Genomic DNA, 16,320 nt, shown 5'->3' with positions numbered 1-16,320 from the left:
AAATTATTATAGTTAGTATAGATTTAAATAAATTTGAAATGGAGACAAATGATGAATAAAAAAGATAGTATATTAAAAATTACAGGATATGATAACTTTAAATGTATAGCAGATAAATGTAAATTTACATGTTGTGAAGGTTGGGATATAAATGTAGATGAAGATACATTTAATAATTGGAAAAGCCATGAAAGTAAATTTAATTATATTTTAAAAAATTTAAAGGTAAAGAATTCTGGAGAGAAGAAAGAATATTTTATAGATAAAGAGACTCATGATAAATGTCCATTATTAGATGAAAAAGGACTATGTGAAATAGTAAAAAATCATGGGGAAGAATATATATCTTTAACATGTCAGAGTTTCCCTAGAATAAAAAATAAATTTAAAGATAGAGAAGAACTTTCTTTATCTTGTGCATGTCCTGAAGTTGTAGAAATTATAAGCAATATCGAAGGAAAAATAAATATGATAAGTGAAGAGTGTAATAATTATTTAGAATCTTCCTTAGAGTTTAAGATTAGAGAAGCTTTAGTTAATATAATTAAGCAAGATGAATTGTCACTAGATTATAAATTAATAATCTCTTTTCAAATGTTATTAACTATCTTAGAAAATAGACATATGAATGAAAGAAAACTATTAAAAGAAGTAGATGAATATAAAAATAAAGAATACTTAAAAGAACTTATAGATATGTATGGTAAAATGAATTTAGATATTTACGAATCTATGGAAGAAATAAATAATTTGTTTATAGATATTGTAGAGAATTATAGAGAAGTTTCAGTATTAGAAGAGATTTTAGAAGATATTTCAACTTTTGCAGAAGAAATAGATATAGAATACCTTTGTGAGCAATGGGAGAGTTATAAAGAGGTATTTGAGAAGTATAATGACTTATTAGAAAATTGTATTATATCTAAGGTTTTAGGAAGCTGCAATAGTAATGAAATTGAAGAAATTGTGATGTCATTCCAATTAATAATATTAGAATATTTATTGGTTAGATATGCAGGATTTTTAAAATATTCTATTAGCGAAAATGAAATAGTAGATATTAAAGATATAAAAGATTATATAGTAGCATTTTCAAGAATTATTAGTAATAACTCTGAAGCAGTTATAGATTTTATAAGTGAAGGGTTTGACAATGAAATTTTAGAAATGGGATATATTTGTTTTATAAGTTTATATTAATAAAATTATGTATTTACATTTATGGTGAAGAAAAAGTTATTAAGCAATATAATTGACACCTAATATTATAAGAAGTATAATTAAAGAAATAAATGCTATGAAGAGAAGAGTAATTGTGAAGGAATATACAGAGAGTTTTCGGTTGGTGGAAAGAAAATTATGAAAGCACAATGAAACAAGCCTCGGAGCTGCATACGGATCTTATAAAAATTATTTATAAGTGATGCTATGACGTATGTTCACGTTACAGAACTAGAGTATGATTTGACCTAAAATTTTAGGGAAATGGTGTACTTGAAGAGCTTAAAATGGTGACATTTTAGGGAAAAAGGGTGGCACACGCGGAATTAGAATTTTCGCCCCTGTAGATTATTTCTACGGGGGCTTTTTTGACGTTTAAATTAAATTATAAAGGAGTAAGAGTTATGATAAGTAAAAGATTATTAAAGGATGAAAGGCCAGTATTTCCTAAAAAGGCAGTAGTTACTGCTGGAATGCCTTATGGAAATAAAAATCTTCATTTTGGTCATGTTGGAGGAATGTTTGTACACGCAGATATATTTGCAAGATTTTTAAGAGATAGAATAGGAAAAGAAAATGTTATTTTTATATCAGGTACTGATTGTTATGGTTCACCTATTCTCGAAAGCTACAGAAAGTTAAAGGAAAATGGATATGAAAAGACTATAGAAGATTATGTTAAATCTAATCATTTAAGTCAAAAGAAAACTTTAGAGGATTATAATATTAGCTTAAATATTTTTGGAGCTTCAGCACTTGGAAGAACAGCAGAATTTCATAATGAGGTTTCGAAAGAGATATTTAATACTTTATTTAACAATGGTTATATAAAAAAATTATCAGCATTACAATTTTATGATGAAGATAAGAAAACTTTCCTTAATGGCAGACAAGTAATTGGAAAATGCCCAATTGCAGGTTGTACTTCTGATAAGGCTTATGCAGAGGAATGTTCATTAGGGCATCAATATATGCCATCTGAATTAATTAATCCTATTAGTGCATTATCAGGAAAAAGACCAATATTAAAAAGTGTAGATAATTGGTATTTTACGTTAGATGATTTTATGGATAATATGAAAGAACTTAATGAGTTTTTAAAGAAGAATACAAATAGAAGAAAATATGAAATCAAAGCTATAGATGAATTTTTAAAGAAACCTGTAATATATGTTCCAAGAAAATATATTAATAATATTGAAGACTTGGAATTTAAACTTCCAAAACATGAAACTATAGATGAAGAAAAGAAACCTTCAGTAACTTTTGTCTTTGAAAGGTTAGAAGATAGAGATAAAGCTAAAGAAGTATTAGATAATTTAAATATTAATTATACTAGTGGTAAGACTTTAGTTCCTTTTAGATTATCAGGAAATATTTCTTGGGGAGTAAAGGTACCAGATAAGGAGAATTTAAAGAATTTAACTTTTTGGGTATGGCCAGAATCTTTATGGGCACCAATTTCATTTACAAAGGCTTATTTAGAAGAGAAGGGAGAAGATCCTGAAAAGTGGCATAACTGGTGGGAAGATGAAGATTCAATGGTTTATCAATTTATAGGAGAAGATAACATTTATTTTTATTCAATTGCAGAAATGGCAATGTTTATGGCTTTAAAAAAAGCTAAAGATGAAAAAATAGATATTACAGATATTAAATTGCCTCATATTGTTTCTAATAAGCATATTTTATTTATGGATAAAAAAGCAAGCAGTAGTTCAGATGTTAAACCTCCAATGGCAGATGAGTTATTAAAATTTTATACTAAAGACCAATTAAGAATGCATTTTATGAGTTTAGGATTATCATCTAAAAGTGTTGGTTTTAAGCCGCAAGTTTATATGAAGGAAGAAGAAAAAGTAGGGGCTGATACAGTATTAAAAGAAGGAAATCTTTTGACTAATGTCTTTAACAGAATTATTCGTTCATGTTTTTATACACTTCAAAGCTTAAATGAAAATATTCCTACAGGAGAGGTAAGTGAAAAAATAAAAGAATTAACAAAAAAATCTGTATTAGAATATGAAAGACATATGTATAATCAAGATTTCCATAGAATAGCTTATGTTATTGATGAGTATATAAGAGAGATAAATAAGCATTGGGCTAATAATATTAAAAATGAAGAATTTAAGAAACAATTATTAGTAGATTGTTTTTATGCTTGTAAAGTTATAGCTATATTAATTCATCCAATAGCACCAGAAGGTTGTGAAATGTTTAGGGATTATTTAAATATTGATGATGAATTATGGAATTGGGATAATATATTTAAACCTATAGAATTTTATTTTAAAGATGGCACTAATCATAAATTTAAATTTCTTGAACCTAAAGTAGATTTCTTTAAAAAAATGGAACATCAATATTAATCAAAAAGAAACTGCCAACATAAATAAGTTTAAAATTATTTATGTTGGCAGTACATTTTTATTTTAATCTAAATTTTTACCTGTAAATGCTAATGGTAAAAGCTCATCTAATGTATATTCTAAATATTCTTCTGTACTTTTTGCAATTATTATTTTAAATGTTTTTAAGTCACAAAACTCAGCCATAACTTGTCTGCATACAGCACAAGGTGCACAAAAATCGCCTTCTCCTTGTTTTACATCTTTTTTATTTCCTACAATTGCAATAGCAGTAAAATCTTTTTGACCTTCAGAAATTGCTTTGAAAAAGGCTGTTCTTTCAGCACAGTTTGTTGGTGTAAATGCAGCATTTTCTATATTACATCCTTGATAAATTGTGCCGTCGCTACAAAGTAAAGCAGCACCTACATTGAAATTTGAGTATGGTGTATAGCAAAATTTTTGAGCATCGAATGCCTTTTCTATTAATAGTTTTTTATTTATCATAAGTTTGCCTCCTTATTTCTTATTTAAAATGTCTACTAAATTATTATTAGGATTAGGGGAGAAAATTATATCAACAAGTTTATTGATATCTTTTACCTTAATAAATCCTTTATTATATTCAACAAGATTTTCAGATACTAAATCTTTAATAATTCGGTTAATACTTCTAATATTTGAACCTACACCTTCTACTAATATATCTTTATGAACTGTATTTAAATTATGTTCATCTAAAAACCTCCATAAAAAGAAAAGTACTCTATCTTTTAAATTGTAAGCAACATTTGCTTTACTATTAATGGAAGTATGATACATTTTTTGAGAAAGTTCTATATGTACATATAAAGAAAACTCACTGTCATATTTAATCCAATCTAAAAAAGATTCTTTAGAAATTTTAATTGCTTCACAAGGTTCAATTGCTTCTACATAATTCAATATTGGTTTATCAGCAAATATTTCAAGTTCACCAAATAATTCATTTTCACAATAAGTTCTCTCTAGGTATTTAACTCCAGTAGGAGTTAATGAATAAACTTTTACTTTTCCTTTTTTTATTATATAAACAGAGTTAGCTGGTTCATTTTGTACAAGTATTTTATCAAAAGTATTGAACTTTATATTTGTAAATTTGCTTTTTATATAATCAGGACAAGTGTTTAAAAAATAAGGTAAGTTGTTCATTTCAATTCTCCTTATTAAATAAAGTACATTAATTATATCATATTAATTGTATTAAATAAGCAATACTAAAAAAATTAAGGACAAATGTCCAAAAGTATTGGCCACAAATTAATATGCATTAAGAAAAGGGAATTTATTATTATAAGACTTATGATAATAATAGAATAAATGTTGTAGAGATTTACCACTAAAATATTTTTATAAATTAAATTTTCCTTAACAGAAATAAAATAATAAAAAATGTGTTAAAGTAAGTGTATAATGCTACAACAAGGAGGGATAAAAATGAATGAAAGATACGATATTGCCATTATAGGAAGTGGACCCGCTGGATTATCAGCTGCATTAAATGCAAAGATAAGAAATAAAAAGTTTATTATTTTTGGAAGCAAAGAAATAAGCAATAAACTAGTTAAAGCCCATAAGATAAATAACTATTTAGGGTTTTATGGAAAGAGCGGGGCAGAGATAAGAGACGAGTTTGCTAAGCATTTAAAAGCAATGGAAATAGAAATAACAGAAGAAAAAATTAATAATATTTATTCTATGGGTGACTATTTTGCCTTAATGGTAAATGATAAAATGTATGAAGCAACTTCAATAATATTAGCTACAGGAGTTAACTTTGGAAGGCCTTTTAAAGGAGAAGAAGAGTTTTTAGGAAAAGGTGTAGGATATTGTGCAACTTGTGATGCTCCTCTTTACAAAGATAAAGTAGTAACGATAATAGCTTATAATAAGCATGAAGAAGCTGAAGCAAACTTTATAGCTAGTATTGCTTCAAAGGTTTATTATATACCTATGTATAAAGAGAAAGTAGAAGTTGATTCATCAATAGAAATAGTAAATGATACCTTAGTAGAAATTGTAGGCGAAAACTCTGTTAAGAAGTTAGTACTTAAAAATAGAGAAATTGAAACTGATGGATTATTTATATTAAGAGATAGTATATCACCAGGTCAACTTGTTCCAGGATTAAAGATTAATGAAAATCATGTAGAAGTTGATAGACTTATGAGAACTAATATAGAAGGTTGCTTTGCTGCAGGAGATATAGTAGGTGCACCCTATCAATATATAAAAGCTGCAGGAGAAGGAAATATAGCTGCATTATCAGCAGTTACTTATTTAGATAAAATTAAGAAAAATTCTAAGGAGGAAAAATAAATGGCAAAAATAGTAGGATCAAATGAATTTAATAATGAAGTTAAGGACGGTGTTGTTATAGTAGATTTCTTTGCAGATTGGTGTGGACCTTGTAAAATGTTAGCTCCAATATTTGAAGAAGTAGGCAATGAAATGGAGGGAAAGGCTAAATTTATTAAAGTTAATGTGGATGAAGCTAGAGACATAGCAGATAAGTTTAGAATTTCAACTATACCAACAATGATGGTGCTAAAAAATGGAGAAAAGAAAGAAGTAAGTGTAGGATTTATGCCTAAGGAAAAAATAAAAGAAATGGTGGAAAAACATTTATAAATCAAGATAAAAAACATATAAAAAATTATAGTTACAAAGTGGAAGCCTAGTATATTACAAAAACTAGGCTTCCATTTATTTTTGATAAAAAAATATAAAAAGTCTATGAAAATAAATTTCGCTATAAAAATCATTTACAAAAATAAATTTTATTGATATATTTTTATTAATGACAAGTGTACATTTAAGGAGAAAATTTTATGGAAAAAAATAAATCTGTTATCGATATAATTTTTGCTGAATATAATAATTTCTTTGAGGCAGAGAAGAAGATTGCCGATTATATTTTGAATAATAGAGCAAAAGTAATTGAAATGACAATTTCCGAATTAGCAGAAGAAGCAGGATCAAGTGAAGCAAGTGTAACAAGATTTTGTAAAAAGTGTTATATGAAGGGTTTTCATCATTTGAAGCTTACATTAGCTCAAGAAATAGTAGATTCAAAAAAAGAAAAATTTAATATTTCAGGTAGTGTTACTGAAAGTAGTATAAAGGAATCTTTAAACAATATTTTAGCTAATAAGATTGAAGAATTAAAACAAACAATTTCAATGATTAATGAAGATGATTTAAAAAAAATATTAGAATTATTAAGAAATGCAAGAACTGTACAATTTGTAGCAGTTGGTAATACAATTCCTGTAGCTTTAGATGGAAGTTACAAACTAAATCAAATAGGAATTATGGCAGTTGCAAATACAATATGGGAGACTCAAATTGCATATACTTATAATTTATCAAAAGATGATGTTGTCATAGCAATTTCTAACTCTGGAGAATCTAAGAGATTAATTGATGTAATAGAAATAGCTGCTGAAAAAGGGGCTACTACTATATCTATAACTAATAGTGATAATTCATCTTTAGCAAAGATTTGTGATTATCATATTAAGACATCAACAAGAGAAAAATTATTTTTATCTGAATATTATTTTTCGAGAATTTCAGCTATGACAATAATTGAAATATTATATCTTTTCTTAACAGTAGGAAAGGATGATGTCTATAGGAACATAAGTAGACATGAACAATCAATAGCAGATGAAAAAATATAAATTACAAGTAAGATTACAGGGAGAGTGTAGAATTTGAAAAAAGCATGTGCAAAGGAAGCTTTAAAATATATTAAGGATAAATCTATTATTGGACTTGGAGGAGGAAGTACTATTTCCTATCTAGTTTCTTATATTAAAGAATCTGGATTAGAGGTTGAAGTTGTTACCCCTTCATTTAAAACTGAAAAACTTTGTATTGAAAATGGACTAAAAGTATTACCAACTTGGGCTGTAGATTCAATATCTGTTGCCTTTGATGGGTGTGATGAAGTAGACAATGATTTAGTGGCACTAAAAAGTGGTGGAGGAATTCATACAAAGGAAAAGATAATAGCATCTATGGCTGATGAGTATATATTACTTGTAGATGAAAGTAAGGTTTCTTCTAAGCTTGAATTTAAGTATCCAATTGTTTTAGAAATATTACCTGAAAGTAAGTCTTTGGTTGAAAAAAATATAAAAGCATTAGGTGGTAAGCCTAACATGAGAAGCAGTAGTGCGAAAGATGGATTTGCTATTAGTGATAATGGATTATTTCTTATGGATGTAGAGTTTGATGGCAAGGATATCGGAGATATATGTAAATTAAATGATAGTTTAAAAAGAATAGTTGGAGTTTTAGATACTTCTCTATTTTATAATATAGCAACAAAGGCATTAGTTGCATCTGAAAATGGAATAAGAATAATAGAGTGTGAAAGGTAGGGATTTTGTTATGAATGAAGAGTTTAGAGTATTAAGCAATGGGGTTAAGATGCCAAGTATAGGATTTGGAACATATAAATCTGGAAGTGATGAAGAAACAGCTAAAATAATAAAGTATGCGTTAGAAACAGGCTATAGACAAATAGATACTGCATCTTTTTATGGAAATGAAGTTGGTATTGGTAATGGTATAAAGCAAAGTAATATAAAGAGAGAAGAAATATTTTTAGTTACAAAGCTTTGGAATGATGATCATGGGTATAAAAAAACTATTGAAGCTTTTAATAAGTCATTAGAAAGATTACAAGTGGAATATATTGATTTATATTTAATACATTGGCCAAATAAGTTAAATGCTGAAACATGGAGAGCTTTTGAAGATCTTTATAAAGAAGGAAAAGTAAAGGCAATAGGAGTTTGTAATTTTAAAATAGGACATTTGGAAGAACTTAAAAAAACTGCAGAAATAATGCCAATGGTAAATCAAGTTGAATTACACCCTCAAAGCTCAAAAGAATATTTATTAGATTATTGCAATGATAATAATATACAATTAGTTGCATGGAGTCCTATAATGAGGGGGAGAATATTTTCAAATGAGCTGATAATAGGTTTATCAGAAAAATATAAAAAGACTATCGCTCAAATAGTATTAAGATGGCATATTCAAAGAGGAATTATACCTATACCTAAATCATCAAATGAAGGTAGAATAAAAGAAAATTTAGATATTTTTGATTTTGAACTTTCAGCAGATGATATGAATGCAATAAATAGCTTAAATGAAGGAGATAGTATATCAGTATCAACACCACCACAAAATTCAACATATCTTGAGTTTGATAAGTAATAAAAAAGAGTTATATAAAGGCAACATCGAAATTGATTTTATTCATAATTTTAATGTTGCCTTTATAAAGCTTTAAAGTAAAGTTTCTATACCATTAACATTGGCTTGTTCATTGTCATCAATAGGAATAACAATATATTTTTTACCATCAATTATTTTTGTTTCTATTTGCTCTACTTTTTCAGGATTTACTTTAACTACAATGTCAGCATTTAAATCTTCAGTAGTATCTTCTAAAGTATCATTAATATTAATATCAATATGAGAATCTATTTCATCTTCAGTTTTAGCTATTACAGTATCATTTTCAATATCATTAACTGTAGATAAATCAGAAGATAACTCAGTTGAATTAGTAGGGGCTTCTTCTAGAGATTTTTCAGAAGAAGTTATTAAGCTTTCTTGAACTATTTCTAATTTATTTTGAAGTATTCTTACTTGTTTTTCAAGCATTTCTTCTTTCTTCTTTTGAGCCTTTGCAGCAAGTGCTTTATTATCTATTAATATTTCTGCAAGAGGAGGAGTATCTCCAAAGTTTTCGTTATACGATTTTTCAATTTCGGTAGTAATTTCTTCTGGAACTCCACTTTCAGACAAAATATCTTGAATAATGTCATTAGTTAAAATTACAGGTTCATCACTATCTTCATGTATAATATTATGTTCTTCTATTTTATTATTAAGGCTTTCTTGAATTTCCATAAAGAAATGTTCAGCTTTCTTCTCATCAGGACCCAGAGCATCACGAACAATATCATTAAATAATACTTTCTTCTCAGTATTAGTTTGTTTTGAAGGACATCCTAAAGCATTTTCCATTAATTCAGGATGAGTATCTTTTGCATTTTTAGTATAGTACATAATAGAATTAACATCTGTACTACGATTTATAAATGCTGGAAATACAAAACCGTTACTTGGAGCTTCAACAATCCAGTCTCTTGTACGTGATTTTATTGCATTGTCTTCTTCAAAATATCTAAGACCAGCCTTAGAAAGTTCAACAGGACATATTGCACATAAAATATATTCATAGACCTCTTCAGATTCATCTAATTTAGCATTATCTTTAGTTTTAGTGATGATATCATAAGTATCATGGAAAATAAGTATTAGAAAGTTGCCTGTATAGTCATAATTTTCTATTATTGAATTATAAAAATTATCAAGCAAAGAATCATCTTTTAATTGACTATTTTTTAGTTGCATAAAAGACATTTGTTTTTCATTTACAAACTCTTCGTTTAGCTCAAAATTAAGCTCTAAAAGATTATTTCCAATAGTTCCTGATAGAACTTTTTTCGCAATTTCTAAATATTTAAAATAATCATCTTCTTCTAAGTTTAAAAATGTTTCTCTAAATTTTAAAAGGATATTTTTTTCGCCATTAACATAGCAGCCACACATTTTAGTAAAAGTACAGTGGTCTTTTTTAAAACGCTTTTTTAATTCTAATATATCTTTTTTTCTCATATATATTCCTTTCATTACATCACTTATTATTACTACATAGTAAAGAATATGTTACCAATATAAGTATAATCTTCATTGAATAGCTGTGCAAGTAAGAAAAATTTGTTATTTGATAAGAAGTGTTTTATAACATAGCAATATTATTAAATAGTTTATTTTGTATAAAATAGGATAGAAATAAATATATTAGTAAATAATATTCATCTATAAAAAATTAAGTTTTTAATAATATGAAAAGAAATATTGGGTAAGAAACATTAGATAGAAGGAAGGGGTATGAGATGTTTTTCTATATTGTATTACCATTAATATTTATGATTCCTTTGGGAATATATATGTATATTTTTATTAGAAGAATTTTAGATTTGCTTATTAAGGATAGAAAAATTAAGAAAAAGAAGATTATAAATTTACTACTAACTTTTATTGTAATGATACCAGCATTAAAGGTTTGGGGAACATGGGCAGTTGTAGTATTTCATATTGTCATAATTGCATGGGTAGTTGAATTAGTTTATTTCATTGTAAGAAAATTTATTAATAATAGCTTTATTAGTGTAATTTATAGAAGTGGAATTATACCATTATCATTAACAGCAATTTTAATTGTTTATGGATATATAAATTTTTATAATATAATTGAAAAAGATTATACTGTATATACCAATAAAAATATTATAAGTGAAGGATATAGAGTTAGTTTTATATCAGACTTGCATTTTGGAAGTAAAATGAATAACGATATTCTACAAAAATATTGTGATAAAATATCAAAAACTAATGCAGATATAGTAATATTAGGTGGAGATATTGTTGATGAAAGCACAACCTTAAATGAAATGCAAGAAGCATTTAAAATATTATCTACGATTAAAAGTAAATATGGTATATATTACGTATATGGTAATCATGACAAATCTACATATACAGTAGATCCTAATTATACTGAAGAAGAGTTAGAGGAAGCAATAATAGATTCTGGAATAAAAATACTTGCAGATGATATATATGAAATAAATAATGAAGTATGTATAATAGGAAGAAAAGATAGGTCTTATGTAAATGAAAGTAGAAAGTCATCACAAGAATTATCAAAAGAGGTAAGTGATGAATATTACAAAATAATAGTTGATCATGAACCATGTGAATTAAAAGAAAATAGTGAAAGTGGATATGATTTAATGCTTTCGGGACATACACATTATGGTCAAATATGGCCATTAGGACAATTAATGGAGCTATTTAACATTAATGAAATTGAATATGGATATGAGAAAAAAGATGATATGGATGTAATAGTATCATGTGGAATAGCGGGATGGGGATATCCATTAAGAACAGAAAAACATTGTGAATATGTAGTAATTGATATTGTGAGGAAATAAATTTTGGAAAGAGAAGAAGTTGAATTATTACCAGCAGGATTAATAACTTGCTTGCTAAATAACAAGGAAGTAAGAATAGTAAAAATATCTCCTAAAACCTTGACTGTAAGATTAGCACAAGAAATAGAAGATATAAGACAATTAAAAGTGGCATTTTATATATTTGATGAAAATAAATATGAAGAAATTGCTATAGAGCAATATGATTTAATAAATAAGGTAAAGCATGAGTTTTATATAACTTATGTTTTTTCTATTAATGATGAAATGTATTTAAAAAATGTAAGAAAGGCTTTTAGTAATTATACAAGATATATTAGATTAAAGACTTATAGTGATGGAAATGATTTTTCAAAAGATATGGTGGGATATCCTTCAGAGGAAGATTATGATTTTTATGAGGATTATATAACTCAAAAACAAAAATGGATGGCTAATTTAAATTATGATAACTTCAATGAAAGCATTTTAAATTTACTAGAGATAGCAGTTAATATAGATAATTATAATTTATATAAAAAATATTTAAATATGAATATAAATGAATTTATGAGTAATTATTTAAAAGAAAATTTTATTGAAAATCATAAACTTTTTAATAAAAAGATATCAAGAATTTATATTGGAAATGAGTTTTGTCATAACTTATTTCCAAAGAAGAAAATGCTTATGGATATAATAAGAAAAGCAACGAAGGAAGATTTAGAAGTTACAGTTTGCTTTACATATATTAGAGAATGTTATATTGATAATATTAAAGATATAATAAATGAAATATATAATTGGTGTATTGAAAATAATAAGAAAATAGAAATAGTAATAAATGATTGGGGAATGTTAAAGTTAATAGAAAATAAAGAGAATTATTTAACTTTATCATTAGGAGTTTTATTAAATAAAAGAAAAAAAGATCCTAGATATATTTATAAAAATGGATATTCTGAAAATAAAAATTTAATAGGTAATAACAGTCTTAATAGTAAGATATTTAGTGAGTTTTTAAGAGAAAATAATATATATAGGTATGAGTATGAAAGTTGTGGATATAAGATAAATATTGCGAAAGGGAAGCATACTTTACATCTACCTTTTTATGTTACTAATACATCACAATATTGTACCTTATATGCAAAGTGTACAACAATGGAAAGAGGTAAGCAAAAACTTGCAATGGGATGTCCTATGTACTGTAATGATTATGTATTTTCATATCCAAAGCATTTAAAAATCATTGGAAGATATAATTCCTTATTTTCATTAGATGATACATTATTAAAAGATTCAAAAAAGTTAGAGCAATATATTAATGAAGGAATAGATAGAATTTTATTAAACTTTATTTAAAGATAGAAGAGGACAAAATAAAATGAAGATAGTAGCTGGCATGGGAAGTATTGATGATTATATTAGATTAGTTAAGGCAGGAGCAGATGAAGTTTTTTGTGGATATGTTCCATATGAGTGGAATAAGTATTATGGTAGTTTATTCCCCTTAAATAGAAGAGAAGTACTTTATTATAATATTCAAATAAATTCATTAGAAGATATGAAAATACTAAAAGCTATGGTAGATGTTTATAAGGTACCAGTAAGTATTACATTTAATTATTTATATTATTTAGAAGAGCAGTATGAAGTTATAGCAAATATAATGAAAGATTTAATAGAAATTGGTTTTGATGAATTTATAATTGCAGATATTGCACTTATACTATATTTAAAAGAAAAAGGAATAAAGTGTTCAATTCATTTAAGTGGTGAATGTGCTGAAATAAATAGTCTTTCTATAGATTTCTTTAATAGGCTTAATATATCTAGATATGTTTTTCATAGAAAAAACACAATAGAAGATATGAAATCATGTATAAGAAATAATGAAGTTAAGAACTTACAATATGAAGCTTTTATATTAAATGAAATGTGTCATTATAGTGGAGCTTTTTGTAGTTCACTACATTGTGATGAAATGTCACACTTATGTAAAATGCCATATGATTTAATAAAAATAAATAGTGAGATTAATAATTTTCCAGAAGTTCATAAGAAACTTCAACTTTATTATAAAGAATTAAATAATGAAATTATTAGTTTTGAAGATAATGATGAGAGTGAAGAATATATTTTAGGAAGTACAGGTTGTGGTATTTGTGCATTAAAAAAACTAAAAGATGCAGGAGTTACTCATCTTAAGGTTGTCGGAAGAGGAAAGTATATTGATTATATGGAAAAAGATATTATAGGTTTAAAAAAGGCAATTAATATGCTTGAAAATAATGATAGTGAAGAAAGTTATGAGAAAGCTATAAAAAGCAAGCTTTTCAATAGTACTTGTAGCAAAGAATGTTATTATTAGGGGTATATATTTAGTTGTTCACAAGGATATTTAAAGTTACATTATAAAAAGTATGATATAATATTTTGCTTATATCATACTTTTTTTCAATTAACTTTAATTAGTTACTTATATATTTGTTAGTAAAATTATATACTGTTGTCCAATAAGTTTCTGGGTCAACCTCAGAAGATTTAGCGTGTCCAGCATCTTTTATTGTAAGCATTTCTTTTTCGGAACTAGTAGCATTGTAAAGTTCTTCCATCATATAGTAAGGAACAAAGTCATCCTTATCTCCATGAATAAATAAAATTGGAGTTTTAGATTTTTCAACTTGTTTTAAAGAAGAAGCAGTACCTAAAAAATAGCCAGCTCTTACTTTAGATACTAAAGATGATACGTTAAGTATTGGAAATTGTGGTAGAGAAAATAAATCATCTAGCTGATAAGCAAATTCATCCCAAACAGAAGTATAACCACAATCAGCAACTATTGCCTTTACATTAGAAGGTAAGTCTTCACCAGATACCATAGATACTGTAGCAGCACCCATAGAAACGCCATGTAATATAATTTCAGCATCAGCATTATCTTCTAATATATTATTTATCCAAGAAATAATATCCAATCTATCATCCCATCCCATACCGATGTAGTCACCTTCGCTTAGACCATGGGATCTTAAATCAGGTATTAGAACATTATAACCCATATCATAATAGTTTTTAGCATAGGAACTCATATTTATTCCTTCACTAGTATAACCATGAACAGTAATAACCCATTTATTTGAGTTGTTTGGATTTAAAACTTTATAGCCATGCAGCTTTAAATTATCAAATGAGTTTATGGTTTCATCACTATAGTTAGATTCAGTTAATAACCATTGAATATCAGTATCTAATACTTGTCCACTTGTTTCAGATGCTTCTTCGGGTGTTCCAAAAACAATATCTTTAGGTGTATCAGGATTTAAAGCTAAATTGTAAAAATAATTTCCTATAAAGCTTAACCCTAGCATAACAAAAACTAAAATAGTAATTATAAGTACTCTAATAATTTTCTTTTTTTTCATTATTTAATCTCCTTTTAGTAAAATCAAATAGTTTGAGAATCAAATATTATGAAGTTTATTTTAACATATGAATTATAAATTAGACAAGAAAAAATCAATGGGAATAAAAGGAGAAAATTAAAAGATAATATTATTTCTTGTAAATTATACTATAGATAAGAGAAGTATTGGCTGATATAATGTTTTTTAGAATATTTATAAAGGAGCCGTAGTTACATGAAATATTATTTAGCACCTATGGAAGGGATTACTGGACATATATATAGAAATGCTTATGAAAAATATTTTCATAATATAGATAAATACTTTACACCTTTTATTGTTCCAAATCAAAGTTTAAGTCTTAAAACTAAAGAATTAAGGGATTTACAGCCAGAAAACAATGAAGGTTTAAATATAGTTCCACAAATACTTACTAATGATTCAGAAGGTTTTATTATAACAGCAAAGAAGCTTAAAGAATTGGGATATGATGAAATTAATTTAAATTTAGGATGTCCAGCAGGAACGGTTGTTTCAAAAGGAAGGGGCTCAGGTTTTTTAGCTAAAAGAGAAGAGCTTGATATATTTTTAGATGAAATATTTAAAATAAAAGATATGAAAATCTCCATAAAAACTAGAATAGGGAAAGATAGTCCAGAGGAGTTTTATAAATTAATAGACATTTATAATAAGTATCCTTTGGAGGAATTAATTATTCATCCTAGAACTAGACAAGACTTCTATGGAAATACGCCTAATTTAGAAGTGTTTAAAGATGCATTATCTTTAAGTAAGCATTCAATATGTTATAATGGAGATATTTTTACAAAGGAAGATTATAATAGATTTACAAAAATATTTCCACAAGTAGATAAAATAATGTTAGGAAGAGGCTTATTAGCTAATCCAGGATTAGTTGGAGAAATTAAAAATGATACTTTTATGAGCAAAGAAGTATTACAAAAATTTCATGATGAAATTTTTAATGAATATAAAGAGCTATTAAAAGAAGATAAAAATGCAATGTATAGGATGAAGGAGCTTTGGGGATATATGGCTCATATATTTACTGATAGTAAAAAATACTATAAAAAAATTAAGAAGGCACAAAAGGCTAGGGATTATGAAGAAGCTGTTTTAAGTTTGTTTGAAGAGCAAGAGATAATAAAAGGTGCTGGATTATTTAGTAATGAATATTAGGGTTAAATATATAATATTTAG

General features: G+C 26.3%; 15 protein-coding genes and 1 other annotated feature. Of the genes, 11 read left to right on the top strand and 4 right to left on the bottom strand.

Annotation, left to right across the window (positions count from 1 at the left end; translation table 11 throughout):
• Positions 1–51: 51 nt before the first annotated feature.
• On the top strand, positions 52–1,200 hold the full coding sequence (gene fliB, locus LPC13_RS11090; RefSeq protein ID WP_040419584.1) for a flagellin lysine-N-methylase: 1,149 nt from the start codon (positions 52–54) through the stop codon (positions 1,198–1,200).
• An 88-nt stretch (positions 1,201–1,288) separates the two neighbouring features.
• Positions 1,289–1,567, top strand: a binding site (T-box leader).
• Positions 1,568–1,625: 58 nt separating this feature from the next.
• Positions 1,626–3,593, top strand: a complete 1,968-nt coding sequence (locus LPC13_RS11085) for a class I tRNA ligase family protein (RefSeq protein ID WP_005213761.1) — start codon at positions 1,626–1,628, stop codon at positions 3,591–3,593.
• Positions 3,594–3,656: 63 nt separating this feature from the next.
• On the opposite strand, the gene LPC13_RS11080 is transcribed toward LPC13_RS11085, so the two are convergent.
• Together LPC13_RS11080 and LPC13_RS11075 are read right to left on the bottom strand one after the other, a co-directional pair.
• On the bottom strand, positions 3,657–4,079 hold the full coding sequence (locus LPC13_RS11080; protein ID WP_005213760.1) for a cytidine deaminase: 423 nt from the start codon (positions 4,077–4,079) through the stop codon (positions 3,657–3,659).
• 12 nt (positions 4,080–4,091) lie between these two features.
• A complete protein-coding gene (locus LPC13_RS11075) occupies positions 4,092–4,763 on the bottom strand; it encodes a Crp/Fnr family transcriptional regulator (protein ID WP_005213759.1) in 672 nt (223 codons plus the stop codon).
• Positions 4,764–5,048: 285 nt separating this feature from the next.
• Here LPC13_RS11075 and LPC13_RS11070 point away from each other — a divergent pair, with 285 nt between their 5' ends.
• The 5 genes from LPC13_RS11070 to LPC13_RS11050 all read left to right on the top strand — a co-directional run bounded on the left by LPC13_RS11070 (position 5,049) and on the right by LPC13_RS11050 (position 8,852).
• Positions 5,049–5,930, top strand: a complete 882-nt coding sequence (locus tag LPC13_RS11070) for an NAD(P)/FAD-dependent oxidoreductase (protein WP_195245204.1) — start codon at positions 5,049–5,051, stop codon at positions 5,928–5,930.
• Positions 5,931–6,242: a thioredoxin gene (gene trxA / locus LPC13_RS11065; protein WP_005213756.1), complete on the top strand. Its 312-nt coding sequence runs from the start codon at positions 5,931–5,933 to the stop codon at positions 6,240–6,242.
• 200 nt (positions 6,243–6,442) lie between these two features.
• A complete protein-coding gene (locus tag LPC13_RS11060) occupies positions 6,443–7,297 on the top strand; it encodes a MurR/RpiR family transcriptional regulator (protein ID WP_005213755.1) in 855 nt (284 codons plus the stop codon).
• Positions 7,298–7,330: 33 nt separating this feature from the next.
• A complete protein-coding gene (gene rpiA / locus LPC13_RS11055) occupies positions 7,331–8,002 on the top strand; it encodes a ribose 5-phosphate isomerase A (RefSeq protein ID WP_005213754.1) in 672 nt (223 codons plus the stop codon).
• 10 nt (positions 8,003–8,012) lie between these two features.
• Positions 8,013–8,852, top strand: coding sequence for an aldo/keto reductase (locus tag LPC13_RS11050; protein ID WP_040419582.1), 840 nt, complete (start codon positions 8,013–8,015; stop codon positions 8,850–8,852).
• Between the two features lie 72 nt (positions 8,853–8,924).
• Here LPC13_RS11050 and LPC13_RS11045 read toward each other — a convergent pair whose 3' ends face one another.
• Entirely contained in the window at positions 8,925–10,325 is a 1,401-nt protein-coding gene (locus tag LPC13_RS11045) for a DUF4317 domain-containing protein (protein ID WP_234088808.1), read from the bottom strand.
• A 281-nt stretch (positions 10,326–10,606) separates the two neighbouring features.
• On the opposite strand from LPC13_RS11045, the gene LPC13_RS11040 reads away from it, so the two are divergent.
• From LPC13_RS11040 to LPC13_RS11030, 3 genes are read left to right on the top strand one after another with little or no spacing between them, the layout of a single operon-like run.
• Positions 10,607–11,710, top strand: coding sequence for a metallophosphoesterase (locus LPC13_RS11040; RefSeq protein WP_040419580.1), 1,104 nt, complete (start codon positions 10,607–10,609; stop codon positions 11,708–11,710).
• Between the two features lie 3 nt (positions 11,711–11,713).
• Positions 11,714–13,054: a hypothetical protein gene (locus LPC13_RS11035; protein ID WP_005213750.1), complete on the top strand. Its 1,341-nt coding sequence runs from the start codon at positions 11,714–11,716 to the stop codon at positions 13,052–13,054.
• A gap of 22 nt (positions 13,055–13,076) precedes the next feature.
• On the top strand, positions 13,077–14,063 hold the full coding sequence (locus tag LPC13_RS11030) for a U32 family peptidase (RefSeq protein ID WP_005213749.1): 987 nt from the start codon (positions 13,077–13,079) through the stop codon (positions 14,061–14,063).
• A 100-nt stretch (positions 14,064–14,163) separates the two neighbouring features.
• Here LPC13_RS11030 and LPC13_RS11025 read toward each other — a convergent pair whose 3' ends face one another.
• Positions 14,164–15,117 (bottom strand): alpha/beta hydrolase, encoded by a 954-nt coding sequence (locus tag LPC13_RS11025; RefSeq protein ID WP_005213748.1) that lies wholly within the window; start codon positions 15,115–15,117, stop codon positions 14,164–14,166.
• A 216-nt stretch (positions 15,118–15,333) separates the two neighbouring features.
• Between LPC13_RS11025 and LPC13_RS11020 the strand changes: the two genes are divergently transcribed.
• Positions 15,334–16,299 carry a tRNA dihydrouridine synthase gene (locus tag LPC13_RS11020; protein WP_005213747.1) on the top strand — a complete coding sequence of 322 codons (966 nt, stop codon included), beginning with the start codon at positions 15,334–15,336 and terminating at the stop codon, positions 16,297–16,299.
• The last annotated feature ends 21 nt before the right edge of the window (positions 16,300–16,320 follow it).

It is taken from the genome of Clostridium celatum, assembly GCF_021412605.1.
Lineage (GTDB): Bacteria > Bacillota > Clostridia > Clostridiales > Clostridiaceae > Clostridium > Clostridium celatum.
Note: the sequence above shows the minus strand (reverse complement) of the source record. Positions and strands in the feature narration are given on the sequence as shown.